Here is a 13364-nt window from a genome sequence, read left to right on the forward strand (position 1 = left end):
ACGGAACGCTACCGTACGTCGCCGGGCGCGGCTGTGGAGCCGAGCCGGTCGATCAGCTCTCGGATGGTCTCGCTCGCGCTCTCCGCGTCGTCGGCCGTGGCCCGGAACTTCGCGGCTCCGCCGCCCGCGGACAGCCCGGCCGCCATCCGCCGGCTCAGCGCCGACTTCTCCTTCAGGGACCGCAGCGCGACCCAGAGGGCACTCTCCAGCACCTGGGTCTGCTCGTCGAGCAGGCTCTCCGGCGACCATGCGTGCCCGACCCGGCAGCGGAACCGCGGCAGTGGGCGGTCCTCGATCAGGAACAGGCTTCCGCCGCAGTCGGGGCAGCCGTATCCGGCGGGCTCGGCGATGCGCTCCGTGCCCAAATGGGTGAGTGTGGACATCTTGACCTCGGCCTCGAGGACGGGATCGACAACGACGGCGCCGGGCGCGGGCAGCAGGGTGGTCGCGGTGATGTCGCTGATCAGGGCGCCGATCTTGACGGCGGGTGCCACATGATCGGCGACGACGCGGTCCAGTGCCGCCCGCGGCATCCAGGGGACGAGGGCGTCGACCGGATCCTGGACCACGGTGGCACCGCCGGCGGCGGCGATGGCGGACAGCCCCGCCGCGCCGTCGTCGCGGGAACCGGAGAGCACCACGCCGATCGCGCGCCGGCCGGCGGCCCTGGCGACCGACCGGAACAGCGGGTCGATGGCCGGCCGGTGGCCGTTCTCTGCCGGGCCGCGGCTGAGCCGCAGGTGCCCGTCCATCAGCAGAAGGTGGTGGTCGGCCGGGGCGACGTAGATCCGCCCGCCCTGCGGCACCTCGCCGTCGACGGCCATGGCGGCCGGCAGCGGCCCGCTGCGGCTCAGGATTATCGGGAGCGCGCTCGGTGCCGACGGCGGCACGTGCAGAACGACGAGCACCGCACCGGGATAGTCCGGGGGAAGGCCGCCGACAAGCGCCCGCAGCGCCTCGACCCCGCCTGCGGAAGCCCCGACCGCGACAAGGTCGCGGCGATCGGCGGCGGCAGGCAGAGGAGCGTGCGAGGGAAGGGTCACGCGGCGGCTCCGGTGGTGAGTTGACTCCACACCACCTTACCGTCGGTCACAGGTAATACACCCCACGCGTCGGTCAGATCGTGCACGAGGCGCAGTCCGCGTCCACCGGCCTCGGAGACACCGGGATCGAGACGGCGGGGCATCCGGCGGCTGCCGTCGCGGACCGCCACGGTGAGCCGCCCGTCGCGCAGGGCCAGGGTGAACTCCATCGTGGTGTGCGCGTGCCGGACCACGTTCGCCACCAGTTCGGTGGCGACCAGGGCCACGGTCGCGCTGACGTCGCCACGCTGCCAGCCGGCGCAGGTCTGCGCGACCAGGGCGCGGACCTGACGGCAGGCCTCCGGCACCGGGCGCAGCCGGACCCGGACGCCGGGGAAGCCGGGCTGGGCGCCGGCGTCGTCGAGGGCACGGGAGCAGTCCGGGGCCATCTCCAGGCCGGCGCAGTCGGGGGCGGCGGCCAGCGCCTGCCGGGTCGGCCGGTCCGCGCCGCAGACCACGATCGGTACGGCCGGGAACTCCTCCGCCTGGCAGACGACCGAGCCGAATGCGGTGAGGGCGGCGGGGTCGTTGATCCGCAGGCGGGTGACGTCGAGCAGCAGTCTCGCCGGCTGTACGGAGAGGCTGCGGCGGACCGCCGTGCCCAGCGCGTCGCCGGTGAGGTGGTCGAGGGTCCCGCTGACGGTCAGGACCGCCACGGGGAGATCCTGCTCCGGCCGGCAGACCAGCTGGCTCGGCATGCGTCTCCCCTCCGGGTGTAGGACGATCAGACAGATGCCCGGGCATCCGGCCGGGCAAACGTCGGGCCGATCGCGGGAAGGCCGTTGGCGCGGTACGGGAACCGGGCAGAATTCGGACCATGGCGCACGACCGGGCGCCCGCCGGGAGTCCGTCCCCTGACACGGGACAAAATGAAGTACCGTTGCGCGCCATGGGTGTGTCGCAACGCATGAAGAGCCGGTTCCGTAAGTTTCTCCAGCGTCCGGGCGCGACGGTGGACCTCGGGCCGCTGTCGCGACGACTCGGTGCGATCGAAGCACGTGAGGACGCGCTGAAGGAGCTGGACGACGCGGCGCTGACCGAGGCCGCGCGCGAGGCGACCGACTACGCCGAGATCTGCGCGATCGGCCGGGAAGCGGCGCGGCGGGGTATCGGCCAGCGGCCGTATGACGTTCAGCTGCTCGGCGCGATGGCGCTGCTCGACAAGCGGGTCGCCGAGATGGCCACCGGTGAGGGCAAGACGCTAACCGCCGCCGTCGCGGCCTACGGGCACACCCGCCTCGGCAACGGCCCGGTGCACGTGCTCACGGTCAACGACTACCTGGCCAAGCGCGACGCCACGTGGATGGAGCCGATCTACACGCTGCTCGGCCTGACGGTCGGCTGGGTGACCGAGTCGATGACGCCGGAGGAGCGCCGCGAGGCGTACGAGGCTGACATCACCTATGTCTCGGTCAGCGAGGCCGGCTTCGACTACCTGCGCGACCAGCTGGTCACCGACGTGGCCGACCGGGTCCAGCGCGACCTGGCCACGGCGATCGTCGACGAGGCCGACTCGATCCTGATCGACGAGGCCCGCGTGCCGATGGTCCTCGCCGGCAGCACCGCCGACGACAGCGACCCGGTGCACGAGGCCGCCGAGCTGATGCGCGGCCTGCGCAAGGGCAAGCACTACGAGGTCGCCGAGGACGGCCGCAGCGTCGCCTTCACCGACGAGGGCCTCAAGCACCTCGAGGAGGAGCTCGGCGGCATCGACCTGTATGCCGACGATCAGGTCGAGCACCTGTCCGCGGTCAACGTGGCGCTGCACGCGCACGCCCTGCTGCGCCGCGACGTCGACTACATCGTCCGCAACGGCTCGGTCGAGCTGATCGACGAGATGCGTGGCCGGGTCGCCCAGCGCCGCCGCTGGCCGGACGGCCTGCAGGCCGCCGTGGAGGCGAAGGAGGGTGTCTCCGCCACCGCCGAGGGCGAGGTCCTCGACACCATCACCGTGCAGGCCTACATCGCCCTCTACAAGACGGTCTGCGGCATGACCGCGACCGCCGTACATGTCGGCGAGCAGCTCCGGGAGTATTTCAAGCTCGAGGTCGCGGTGATCCCGCCGAACACCCCGAACATCCGTGAGGACGACCCCGACCGGATCTACTCCGCGCACGACATGCGTGACGAGGCCCTGGTCGAGGAAATCAAGATCGCCCACGACAAGGGCCGGCCGGTGCTGATCGGCACGCTGGACGTGAAGGCGTCCGAGCGGCTGGCACAGCAGCTCGCCGACGCGGGCGTCCCGTCGAACGTGCTGAACGCGAAGAACGACGCCGAGGAAGCCTCGATCATCGCGGAGGCGGGCGCGCTCGGCGCGGTCACCGTCTCCACCCAGATGGCCGGCCGCGGTGTCGACATCCGCCTCGGCGGCAGCGACGAGAAGGACCGCGAGAAGGTGGTCGAGCTCGGCGGGCTCTATGTGATCGGTTCCGGCCGGCACGACAGCCGCCGGGTCGACGACCAGCTCCGCGGCCGGGCCGGCCGGCAGGGCGACCCGGGTGCCTCGGTCTTCTTCGTCAGCCTGGAGGACGAGCTGGTCTCCCGGCACGCCGGCGACATCATCCCGGCCTCACCCCGGATGGACATGGACGGTGTGGTCCACGACCCGCAGGTCGACTACGCGGTCGAGCACGCCCAGCGGGTCGCCGAGGGTGTCAACTACGAGATCCACCGCAACACCTGGCGCTACAGCGTGGTGATCGAGCAGCAGCGCCTGCTGCTCGCCGAGCGCCGCGAGCGGCTGCTGACCTCCGAGGTCGCCGCGATCATGCTGCTGGAGAAGTCGCCGGAGAAGGCCAAGGAGATCGACGAGGACGTCCTGTCCGACTCGGCCCGGGCCATCGCCCTCTACCACCTGGACCGGCTCTGGGTCGGCCATCTGGCGTTCCTCACCGAGGTGCGCGAGGGTGTGCACCTGCGGGCGCTGGGCAAGCTCGACCCGCTCGACGAGTTCCACCGGGCCGCCGTGCCGGCGTTCCAGGAGCTGCTCACCAAGGTCGAGTCGCGGACCATCGAGACCTTCGACGAGGCGGACTTCAGCGACGGCTGGCAGCCGGAGCGCGCCGAGATCGTCCGGCCCAGCGCCACCTGGACCTACCTGGTGCACGACAACCCGTTCGGGTCCGAGCTGGACCGCCTCATCGCGGCGGTCGGCCGGCGCCTCACCTCGGGCGGCTGAGCCTCAGCCCGGGGGCACCGCCGCGACGGCGCCCCCGGGCCCTCACCGGACGCCGCGACGGCATCCCCAGGCCTTACCAGGCTTCGTGACGGTGCTCTCACTCGCCGCGCAGCAGTGCGGCCATCTCCGGCAGGTCGAAGAACGCCGCCGTCTCCACCGCCGTCGGTTTGCCGGCGCCCGGATCAGCGCCCGCCTTGAGCAGTGCCCGAACCGTGTCCGGGTTCTGCCGGAACACCGCCGCCGACAGGGCGGTCTGACCCCGGTCGTTGACCCGGTCCGGATCGGCGCCGGATTCCAGCAGCGCCGCGACGGTGTCCGGGTGGTTGTGGTACGCCGCCAGGATCAGCAGGGTGTCGCCCTTGTCGTTGGTGAGGTTCGCCGGTAGTCCCGCCGCCGTATTGGCGGCCAGTTCGCCGGTGCCGCCGGAGCGGGCCAGGTCGAACATGCGGTGCGCGAACGCGATCGTCTCTTCATCCAGCTCTGCCACGGGATCGTTGCTACCCACGTTCGGCAATCTTTAATGAGGCTGACAGAAAACGTTCCCGGAATGCATTTGTGTGACGGTGAACAATATGGAACGTGTTTCCCACAGTGTGGTTGGCGACTTGACCCGCCGCGCGGCGGACCGGAAATATCGTCCCCGCTTTACGCTCCGTGATCAGTCGTATTCGCTTGCCGTAACAAATTCCTGGGGGATGAAATCAATGCCGGTCAGCGCTTTGTCGCCGCGTGCCGATCGCCGTTCCGCGGGGCCGGGCCGAGGCTCCGGCCGGCGCTCCGCCGAACCGGCGCTGACCGTGACGCTCGCCATTCCCCTCACCGGGGACGCGGTCTCCCCACAGGCTCACCGGCTGCTGGCGGCCGTCCGGGAGCTGGTGGAGCTGAGCCGTGGCACGGTGACCGTCGAGGCGGCCACGACCACCGACCTCGCCGAGCCCGCTGAGCCGCTCGCAGACGGCCCGGAGGTCCGGTTGCTGACCGGGTCGCGCCAGGCGCTGCTCGAGGAGGCGGCGCTGCCCCTGACGCGGCTGGAATTCGATCTGCTGCTCTACCTCGCCGAGCGGCCCCGCCGGGTCTTCACCCGGGCGCAGCTGCTGGCTGCCGTGTGGGGTTACGAGCGGGCCGGCGAGCGCACCGTGGACGTCCACGTCCGCCGCCTGCGGCTCAAGCTGGGCGGCAGCCTACCGCTGATCACCACGGTCTACGGTGTCGGCTATCGGCTGGCCGACGACGCCCGCATCTCGATCCTGCCGCACGACTGAGCCGGTCGCGGCAGCAGGGCCGCACGACTGAGCCGGTCGCGGCAGCAGGGCCGCATGACTGAGCCGGTCGCGGCAGCAGGCAATCGACGCCCTGTCGGGCGGCCTGACAAGCAACGGCCTGGCGGGGGCTGCTGATAATCGACGGATGCGCGTCCGTCCCATCTCGTTCCCCGTCCTCGTCGACGATCTGGCCGACCGGCTGGCGAGTCGGGAATCCGACAACCGGCTCCGGGTGGCCGTCGACGGCGCCCCGGCCGCCGATCCCGCCCGTCTCGCCGCCGCGCTCGTGGACCCGCTCCGGGTCCGCGGCCGCCCGGCGGTGCACGTCGACACCAGGGACTTCCTGCGCCCGGCCTCGCTGCGCCTGGAGTTCGGGCGCACCAACCCCGACACTTTCTACACCGGCTGGTTCGACGAGGCGGGGCTGATCCGCGAAGTGCTCACCCCGTCCGGCCCCGGCGGGTCAGGCCGCATTCTGCTGCGCCTGTGGAACGCGGCGGTGGACCGGTCCGCCCGCGAGCCCTATTCGGAGCTCCCGGAGAACGCGATCGTGCTGGTCAGCGGCCCGTTACTGCTCGGTTCGGGTCTGCCGTTCGACTTCACCGTCCACCTTGAGCTCTCCACCGCCGCCCTCGACCGCCGCACCGGTCCCGAGGACCGCTGGACCCTTCCGGCGTACCGGCGGTACGCCGGTGAGGTGGCCCCGGAAACCTTCGCTGACGTGGTCGTACGCGTGGACGACCCGGCGCGCCCGGCCCTCGTCGAGAGCGGTTGGTGATCACCGGCACAAGACCCGCTCGCGGAGTCCGTGGCGGATTCGACCACTGACAGTTATGCTCCGGTTACTTTTTCGCGGGGGGTCCCGTTTGGGATCTCCAGCGGTGGGTATCGTCCGGCTCCACATGTGGAACCGGCTCGGGACGAGGGTGACCCGGGGGATGGCCACCAGCTGGGGCTGAGTGAAGGGCAGGGGGACTGCATGCTCGTCAACGGAGCGGTTGTTACTGGTAAGGGCGCGAGCACGGCGAAGGGGCGCTCGACCGATGAGATCGACCAGATCCGGGTACTCCTGCGGAGCCGGTTCGAGGAGCTGAACACGGAGTACGAAGAGGCCGTCACGCAGAACCATCGTCTGCGTCTGGTCGAGATCGGCGACGCCGCCGGCGACGACCAGGCCGACAGCGGGTCCAAGACGGCCGAGCGCGACGCCGCGACCTCGCTGCTGCGGACCCTGCTCGACCGGCGGACCCAGGCGGAGCACGCCATGCAGCGCCTGGACGAAGGCACCTACGGCAACTGCGAGGGCTGCTCCAACCCGATCCCGGTGGAGCGGCTGGAGGTCTTCCCGTCCGCCACCACGTGCGTGCACTGCAAGCAGAACCGCGAGCGGCGCGCCAGCTGACCACCTTCCCGGGGTCTGCCGCCGGCAGGCCCCGGGCACAGGTTCCACCGCCGCCGTGGTGCGATTCCGCCGCCGCGCCGGAAATCGGTTATCGCCATTCCGGCGGGGAACTCGCCGGAATGGCCCGCCGAAACGGCGGTCGCCAGTCGGCGAGGCGAATGTCACACAGGTGCGGCCGAACAACTTCGGCCGCCATTTCGCGCAACGAAATGCTGCGACGGCCATCGACCTCCGTCAGGGACGCGGCCGCATCTCCGGAACCCGGCTGACCGTACGGCCGCTGCGCGCGGCCTCCTTCGCCAGCACGGCGGCGTCGATCACCGCGGCACCGCCCGGGTCGTTGTTGAAGAAGACAAAGGTCTCCGGTACGCCTACGCGCTCCACCCACGTCCGCAGCGCCCGCCGCCCGTACCGCGGCCACGGCTTGGCGCCGCCCTCGTGCAGCCGGAGATAGGCCCAGTCGGCCGTACGCCACAGTGGCGTGACCGGGCGTCCCCGCCGGTCCGCCCAGCAGAGCGCGGCACCGTGCCGCCGCAGCAGTTCCTCGCACTCGCCGGTGAACCAGGTCTCGTGCCGGGGCTCCACCGCCACCCGCACCCCGGCCGGGAACTGCCGCAGCGTCTCGTCAAGCGCTCCCAAGTCGGCCTTCAGCGTCGGCGGCAGTTGCAGCAGCACCGGCCCCAGCTTGTCGCCGAGCCCGCTCGCCCGGTCCAGGAACCGCGCCACCGGCTCGGCCGGCTCCCGCAGCCGTTTGATGTGGGTCAGGTACCGGCTCATCTTCACCGCGACCCGGAACCCGGCCGGGGTGCGCCGGCGCCACTGCTCGAAGGTGTGCCGCTCCGGCAGCCGGTAGAACGCGTTGTTCACCTCGACCGTGTCGAACCGCTCCGCGTAGTGCTCCAGCCAGAGCCGCTGCGGCAGCCCGGCGGGGTACAGGAACCCGGTGTCGCCGGCGCCCTTCTCCGGCCGCCAGTCCCGGTACTGCCATCCCGACGTCCCGATCCACAGCATGCCGCCGGGTTACCCCTGACCCGGAGGGATTAGACCTGATCTTGCCGGGTAGTCGGAGACCGTCGATTTCCGCGGCACTCATCCAATTTGGAGAAGACATGGGACTCAGCAACGACGACATCATCAGCTCCGACCCGGCCGGTGCGAGCGGCGAGGGCCCGGCCGACGGCGGCGCCAACCCGGCGGGCCACGACGGCGGTGCTGACGGCGGCGCCTCGGGCGAGGGCCCGGCCGACGGCGGCGCGAACCCGAACGCGGTCGACGGCGGCGCTGACGGCGGTGCCTCCGGCGAGGGACCCGCGGACGGCGGCGCCAACGCGGCCGGCCACGACGGCGGTGCCGACGGCAGCGCCTCCTGACAATGACGGGGACGGCTCTGGCCCGCGTCGTCGGGCCGGTCAGCACCTTCGCTGACACCCACTGGGGCCGCACGCCTCTGCTGTCCCGGGCCGCCGACCTCGGCGGCCCGGACGGCTTCACCGGCCTGCTGTCGGCCGCGGCGGTCGACGAGCTGCTCAGCCGGCGCGGTCTGCGCACCCCGTTCCTGCGGGTCGCACAGCAGGGCAGCGTGCTGCCCGCCGGCCGTTTCACCGGCGGTGGCGGCGCCGGTGCGGAGATCGCCGACCAGGTGATCGACGAGCAGGTGATGCGGCTCTACGCCGACGGTGCCACGCTGGTCCTGCAGGGCCTGCACCGGATCTGGCCGCCGCTGATCGACTTCGCGGGCGAGCTGGGCACCGAGTTGAACCGGCCGTTGCAGGTCAACGCGTACCTGACGCCGCCGGCCAGCCAGGGTTTCGCCACCCACTACGACACCCACGACGTCTTCGTGCTCCAGGTGGACGGCCGCAAGCGGTGGTGCATCCACCCGCCGGTGCTGCCCGATCCGCTCGAACGGCAGGCGTGGGGCGGCCGGGCCGACGAGGTCGCCGCCACCGCGCGGGGTGAACCCGCCCTCGACGTCGTGCTCGAGCCCGGCGACGCCCTCTACCTGCCGCGCGGCTGGCTGCACTCGGCGCGGGCGCTGGGCGGCCGGTCCCTGCACCTCACCGTCGGTATCCGGGGGTTGACCCGGTACGCCCTGGTCGAGGAGCTGCTCGCGCTCGCCGTGGCGGATCCGCGGCTGCGGGCCGGGCTGCCGTACGGGCTCGACCCGGGCGACCCGGAGGCGATCGGCAAGGAGCTGACCGAGACCGTCACCGCCCTGCGGGACTGGCTCACCACCGCCGACCCGGCAGAGGTCGCCGCCCGCCTGCGGGACCGTTCCTGGACGGCGGCCCGCCCGGCGCCGATCAGCCCGCTCGCGCAGCTCGACTTCGCCGCCGCGCTCACCCCGGCCGACCGGATCGTCGTCCGGCCCGGCCTGCACCGGGAACTCGCCGCGGCGGGGGACGAGCAGGCGGAGGGGGAGGACCAGGTGGTGCTGCGGCTCCCCGGCCGGGCACTGCGCTTCCCCTCCTACTGCGAGCCGGCGATCCGGATGGCGCTGGACGGCGAGGCGCACGCCGTGGGTGAGCTGCCGCTCGCCGATGACGACGACCGGCTGGTGCTGGCCCGGCGCCTGCTCACCGAGGGCCTGGTCGTCGCGTCCCGCTGATCCCGTGGTCTGCCCGGCCCGGCGTGGGTACCGTGAGTCCATGACGGACCCGCAGGACGACCGCCCCACCCCGGAAGTCGAAGCGACCGGACCCGAGTTCGACGAGGCCGGCGACTTCGGTTACGACGAGGCCCACGGCGCCGGCGAGCACCTCGACGTGCCCGCCGCCCTCCAGGACGAGGCACAGCAGCGCCTCAAACTCACCCAGCCCCACTGACGAGATGGCTCGGCTGGGCGAGATGGCTCGGCTGGGCGAGATGGCTTAGCTGGGCGAGATGGCTCAGCTGGGCGAGATGGCTCAGCTGGGCGAGATGGCTCAGCTGGGCGAGATGGCTCAGCTGGGCGAGATGACTCAACCGGTCCCGGCGGTGGGCTGGGAGAGCGTCACGGCGGTGAACAGCAACCCCGCCGTGACCAGGCCCGCGATCAGCACGGTGGCCACCGCCGCGGTGTCCAGCCCGACGCCGCGCCGGTCGGCCACCAGCTTCGCGGTGACCACGGCCAGCACCGGGAACAGCAGCAGCACCAGCAGTGCCACCACCGGCGAGGCCGCCAGCCAGTCGCCGCCCGCGTCGGCGGCCGTCTGCCGGACCACCAGGTTGCCGATCACGCCGAGCACGCCGCCCGCCACACCGAAGGCACCGAAGAGCACCTGGGTGCCGAAGGTCAGCGGACGGGCCGGCGGCGTGTACTTGACCCGGGACTCCACCTCGTCGAGGTAGTCGGCGGCGTCCCGCTCGGTGCGCTGCCGGGGGATGCTGGCCGCCGGCAGCGTACGCCCGAACCGCTCCGCCGCCGGACCGACCCGGTGCACGAAGTCCGACCACAGTCCGGCCGCCCGGGCGTCCACCTGCTCCAGATCGCGCTGGGCCAGGCGTACGGCGTGCTGCGCCTCCCGTACCTCGTCCTCCGCCTCCCGGACCGCCGCCTCCGCCGCGGTCTCCCGGTCGGCGTGCCATCGCTGCGCCTCCTCGCGCAGCGTGGTGGCCCGCTGGTCCAGCGTCGTCAGGCGCTGGAGGACGGTACGGTAGTCGGCGCGCTCGAAGTCGGCCGGTTCCAGTTCGCTCATGAGGTTCCGTAGGGGATCATCACCTCGGTGCCACGATGCACCGAGCGGTCGAAATGCAGGGCTCGCCACGGGCGCGGATACCAGTTCGGCGCACCCGTACCGGGGTAGAACGGTGCCAGTTCGCTGCCGTGCACGTCGAGCGCCACCCAGGCGCCGATCGCGTCGGTCCGCACACCGTGCCCGCCCAGGCTGTCGCGCAGCAGTCCGGCGCTGCGCCACCAGCCCAGCACGTGCAGCCGCCGCTCCGGCCCCTGCCGCAGGACGGTGCGCAACTGCTCGGCCGCGGCCCGCCCGCCCGGCAGCGCGTCCGCCGCGTAGATCAGGATGAAGTGCGGCCGGTCCGCGGGCCATGCGGCGGTCGCCTCAGCGGCGGCGTCCTCGAGCAGCCAGTCCACGTTCTCCGAGTCGTACCAGCCGCACTCCGGGATCCGGGCGTGCAGCGCCTCCGCCGCGGCCCGGGCGTCCTGGTCGAGGCAGACCACCGAGAAGCGGGCGCCGTCCGGCTCGAACTGGGCCGCCAGCGACCGGCCGGCGGTGGCCAGCACCGCGCAGGCCTCGTCGACCCGGGTGCCGAGCACCGCGATGTTGCGGCCGGGCGCGCGCCGCAGCAGGGTACGCGCCGACCGCGACGAGACGTCGATGGTCTCGCCGAGCATCGCCATCGGCGCGGCCGGCGACTCGGACGGCACCAGCGCCCGGAAGTCGGGGCTCTCCGCCAGACGCGGGACCACGTCACCGTCGAAGAGGCGCGGCGGACCCGGATCGGCCGGGCGGCGGCGCCACAACCGGTGCTGCAGGGCGCTCCACTGGTCCCGGTCACCGGCGGCCGGGACGCGCACCACCTGGTTCGCCTCGGCCGCACCGGAGTCGGCGTTGACCACCGCGTGGTAGCGGGGCAGCGATTCGGCTGCCTGGTTCGTCTCGGCGAGCACCCGCCGGGCGCGGGGCAGGGCGATCCGCAGCGAGAACTGGGCGACGAGCGCCGGCCGGCCCCAGAGCGCCTCGATGCCGGAGACGTCCTGGCTGGCCAGGATCAGGTGGATGCCCTGCGAACGGCCACGCCGGGCCAGGTCCTCGAGCAGGTCGACGGCCTCGGCGGCGACCGCGTCCCGGCCGGCGAGCAGCACCTGGAACTCGTCGACCACCGCCACGATCCGCGGCCAGTTGCCCTCCGGGTTCTCGGTGCGCAGCTCGGCCAGGTTCGTCACCTCATACTGCTTGGCCGCGTCCGCGCGACGCCGCAGCTCCCCGCTGAGGAACCGCAGCAGCGCCAGCCCGAACTCACGGTCCGTGTTGACGTTCACCCCGACCAGGCGGACGTGCGGCAGCCAGCTCGGGTCCCGGCGGCCCGGCGCGAACCGGGCGAACGACACACCCTCCTTGAAGTCGAGCAGGTAGAACGCCAGCTCGGCGGGGGAGTAGCGGGAGGCGAGCGCGCCCATCCAGGCGTAGATGAAGTTGGTCTTGCCGGTGCCGGACGGCCCGGCGATCAGCGCGTGCGGCGGGTAGTCGCTCAGCGTCACCAGCACGCGAGCACCCTGCGGACTGTCACCGAGCGGCGCGGTCAGCCCGGCAGCCGAGCTCTCCCGCCACTCGTCACCGGCCTCCGGCAGCAGGCTGTCCAGCGCCACCGGCGCGGGCCCGGCGGCCACGGCCTCAGCAATCTGGCGGCAGGTCGCGGTCAGGACAGCCGCGGGAGGACCAGGATCGAGACGTACGGGCAATGCACCGGCCCGCTTCACCCGGGCCTGTTCACCCGGCGCCGCCGTGACGAACTCGACACCCGGCGCCGGCTCCACCGCCAGCCCCCGGATCACCAGGTGCACCCCGCACGCCGCCCCGGTACGCAGGAGCCGGTCCAGCTGGGTCCGCTCGTGCCGGGACAGCTCCCCGCCGCCGAGCAGCACCGCCACCCGCCACGGTTCCGGTCGCCGCCGGGTCGCCGCGTGCAGTTCCCGCAACGACGTGTACTCACCGGCCAGCACCTTCTCGTTGATCCGCCGGACGTGGCCGACCAGCTCGTCGAGAAGCGGGCCGAGGTCCTGCGGTCCGGTGAACGTCAGCACACCGGCCGAGGCCAGCGGCGCGAACCCGGCAAGTCCGCCACCGAGATGCTCAGGGTCGTACCCGATCAGCCGCACCGCACCCGGCGCGCTCGTCCCCAGCGCGCGCAGCAGCAGGCCCGCCACCACGTTGTCGCCGAGCCGCTGGTCGCCCTCGACCACGATGTGCCCGTGGTCGAGCAGCCGGACCAGCGCCGGAACCTCCGGCGGCGCCTCGTCCTCGACCGGCGCGACCGGCTCGTCCTCGTCCTCGCCGTCCTCCCGGGGCGTGCCCGGCGCGCTCGCCCACGGTCCCTCCGGCCGCCTGGTCCGCTCCGGGTGCGGCACCGGCGGCTCGGGCAGCATCAACCTGCCGATCCGCAGCTCGGCCACCTTGGCCAGCGGCGTCGGCTCCCAGCTGTGCCACAGTTCACCGGCAGCACCCGGCGCGGCCCGGTCGGCAGCACCCGCCGCCGCTCCGGCCAGCGCCGCCAGCTCGGTGTCGTGCCAGGTGTCGATCTCCCGCAGCCGCTCGTCCCGGGCGGCCGCGAGCTTGCGCCGCCGGGCCGAGGCCGCCGCGCTGATCTTCTCCCAGCGGGCGACCGCTGAGGTCTCCGCCCGCCGGGCGGCTTGCAGAGCTGTCTGAGCGGCGCCGAGCGCGTGCGACAGCCCGGCCCGGATCTCCATCACCCGCTGTTTGGTGGATTCAGCCATGACC

The 13364-nt window shown here is 72.7% G+C and carries 13 protein-coding genes; 7 read left to right on the forward strand and 6 right to left on the reverse strand.

The genetic code is table 11. The features are described from left to right. Positions 1–8: 8 nt before the first annotated feature. Positions 9–1043, reverse strand: a complete 1035-nt coding sequence (locus ACFQV6_RS18860) for a chemotaxis protein CheB (protein ID WP_378028805.1) — start codon at positions 1041–1043, stop codon at positions 9–11. Continuing rightward, positions 1040–1780, reverse strand: a complete 741-nt coding sequence (locus ACFQV6_RS18865; RefSeq protein ID WP_378028806.1) for an ATP-binding protein — start codon at positions 1778–1780, stop codon at positions 1040–1042. Before ACFQV6_RS18865 ends, ACFQV6_RS18860 begins: the two co-directional genes overlap by 4 nt. A gap of 191 nt (positions 1781–1971) precedes the next feature. Between ACFQV6_RS18865 and secA2 the strand changes: the two genes are divergently transcribed. Beyond that, positions 1972–4263 (forward strand): accessory Sec system translocase SecA2, encoded by a 2292-nt coding sequence (gene secA2, locus ACFQV6_RS18870; protein ID WP_378028807.1) that lies wholly within the window; start codon positions 1972–1974, stop codon positions 4261–4263. Between the two features lie 97 nt (positions 4264–4360). Here secA2 and ACFQV6_RS18875 read toward each other — a convergent pair whose 3' ends face one another. Further along, positions 4361–4708, reverse strand: a complete 348-nt coding sequence (locus ACFQV6_RS18875; protein WP_378028871.1) for an ankyrin repeat domain-containing protein — start codon at positions 4706–4708, stop codon at positions 4361–4363. A gap of 259 nt (positions 4709–4967) precedes the next feature. Between ACFQV6_RS18875 and ACFQV6_RS18880 the strand changes: the two genes are divergently transcribed. The 3 genes from ACFQV6_RS18880 (at position 4968) to ACFQV6_RS18890 (ending at position 6927) form a co-directional block, all read left to right on the forward strand. Next, entirely contained in the window at positions 4968–5525 is a 558-nt protein-coding gene (locus ACFQV6_RS18880) for a winged helix-turn-helix domain-containing protein (RefSeq protein ID WP_378028808.1), read from the forward strand. A 145-nt stretch (positions 5526–5670) separates the two neighbouring features. Next, the gene (locus tag ACFQV6_RS18885) at positions 5671–6303 is read left to right on the forward strand and encodes a uridine kinase (protein ID WP_378028809.1); all 633 of its coding nucleotides are present in this window, start codon (positions 5671–5673) and stop codon (positions 6301–6303) included. 201 nt (positions 6304–6504) lie between these two features. After that, positions 6505–6927, forward strand: a complete 423-nt coding sequence (locus ACFQV6_RS18890) for a TraR/DksA family transcriptional regulator (protein ID WP_378028810.1) — start codon at positions 6505–6507, stop codon at positions 6925–6927. A 234-nt stretch (positions 6928–7161) separates the two neighbouring features. On the opposite strand, the gene ACFQV6_RS18895 is transcribed toward ACFQV6_RS18890, so the two are convergent. Further along, the gene (locus ACFQV6_RS18895) at positions 7162–7938 is read right to left on the reverse strand and encodes a DUF72 domain-containing protein (protein ID WP_378028811.1); all 777 of its coding nucleotides are present in this window, start codon (positions 7936–7938) and stop codon (positions 7162–7164) included. Positions 7939–8036: 98 nt separating this feature from the next. On the opposite strand from ACFQV6_RS18895, the gene ACFQV6_RS18900 reads away from it, so the two are divergent. Genes ACFQV6_RS18900 through ACFQV6_RS18910 form a run of 3 tightly spaced genes read left to right on the forward strand, consistent with a single transcriptional unit; the run spans position 8037 to position 9752 of the window. Beyond that, complete coding sequence (locus ACFQV6_RS18900; protein ID WP_378028812.1) at positions 8037–8297, forward strand: BatC protein; 261 nt, start codon at positions 8037–8039, stop codon at positions 8295–8297. Between the two features lie 2 nt (positions 8298–8299). Next, entirely contained in the window at positions 8300–9535 is a 1236-nt protein-coding gene (locus tag ACFQV6_RS18905) for a cupin domain-containing protein (RefSeq protein ID WP_378028813.1), read from the forward strand. A 40-nt stretch (positions 9536–9575) separates the two neighbouring features. Next, positions 9576–9752: a hypothetical protein gene (locus ACFQV6_RS18910; protein ID WP_378028814.1), complete on the forward strand. Its 177-nt coding sequence runs from the start codon at positions 9576–9578 to the stop codon at positions 9750–9752. A 135-nt stretch (positions 9753–9887) separates the two neighbouring features. On the opposite strand, the gene ACFQV6_RS18915 is transcribed toward ACFQV6_RS18910, so the two are convergent. Both ACFQV6_RS18915 and ACFQV6_RS18920 read right to left on the reverse strand, forming a co-directional pair. Next, on the reverse strand, positions 9888–10604 hold the full coding sequence (locus ACFQV6_RS18915; RefSeq protein WP_378028815.1) for a hypothetical protein: 717 nt from the start codon (positions 10602–10604) through the stop codon (positions 9888–9890). Continuing rightward, the gene (locus ACFQV6_RS18920) at positions 10601–13360 is read right to left on the reverse strand and encodes an FtsK/SpoIIIE domain-containing protein (protein ID WP_378028816.1); all 2760 of its coding nucleotides are present in this window, start codon (positions 13358–13360) and stop codon (positions 10601–10603) included. Before ACFQV6_RS18920 ends, ACFQV6_RS18915 begins: the two co-directional genes overlap by 4 nt. Positions 13361–13364 lie beyond the last annotated feature (4 nt).

Source organism: Actinoplanes sp. GCM10030250 (assembly GCF_042666575.1).
In the GTDB taxonomy this organism is placed as follows: domain Bacteria; phylum Actinomycetota; class Actinomycetes; order Mycobacteriales; family Micromonosporaceae; genus Actinoplanes.

Bases quoted from the DNA above. Each gene is read 5' to 3' on its own strand.
- ACFQV6_RS18915 (WP_378028815.1), bottom strand. From the start codon at position 10,604: ATGAGCGAACTGGAACCGGCCGACTTCGAGCGCGCCGACTACCGTACC.
- ACFQV6_RS18910 (WP_378028814.1), top strand. From the start codon at position 9,576: ATGACGGACCCGCAGGACGACCGCCCCACCCCGGAAGTCGAAGCGACC.
- ACFQV6_RS18920 (WP_378028816.1), bottom strand. From the start codon at position 13,360: ATGGCTGAATCCACCAAACAGCGGGTGATGGAGATCCGGGCCGGGCTG.
- ACFQV6_RS18885 (WP_378028809.1), top strand. From the start codon at position 5,671: ATGCGCGTCCGTCCCATCTCGTTCCCCGTCCTCGTCGACGATCTGGCC.
- ACFQV6_RS18905 (WP_378028813.1), top strand. From the start codon at position 8,300: ATGACGGGGACGGCTCTGGCCCGCGTCGTCGGGCCGGTCAGCACCTTC.
- ACFQV6_RS18865 (WP_378028806.1), bottom strand. From the start codon at position 1,780: ATGCCGAGCCAGCTGGTCTGCCGGCCGGAGCAGGATCTCCCCGTGGCG.
- secA2 (WP_378028807.1), top strand. From the start codon at position 1,972: ATGGGTGTGTCGCAACGCATGAAGAGCCGGTTCCGTAAGTTTCTCCAG.
- ACFQV6_RS18890 (WP_378028810.1), top strand. From the start codon at position 6,505: ATGCTCGTCAACGGAGCGGTTGTTACTGGTAAGGGCGCGAGCACGGCG.
- ACFQV6_RS18875 (WP_378028871.1), bottom strand. From the start codon at position 4,708: ATGTTCGACCTGGCCCGCTCCGGCGGCACCGGCGAACTGGCCGCCAAT.
- ACFQV6_RS18895 (WP_378028811.1), bottom strand. From the start codon at position 7,938: ATGCTGTGGATCGGGACGTCGGGATGGCAGTACCGGGACTGGCGGCCG.
- ACFQV6_RS18900 (WP_378028812.1), top strand. From the start codon at position 8,037: ATGGGACTCAGCAACGACGACATCATCAGCTCCGACCCGGCCGGTGCG.
- ACFQV6_RS18880 (WP_378028808.1), top strand. From the start codon at position 4,968: ATGCCGGTCAGCGCTTTGTCGCCGCGTGCCGATCGCCGTTCCGCGGGG.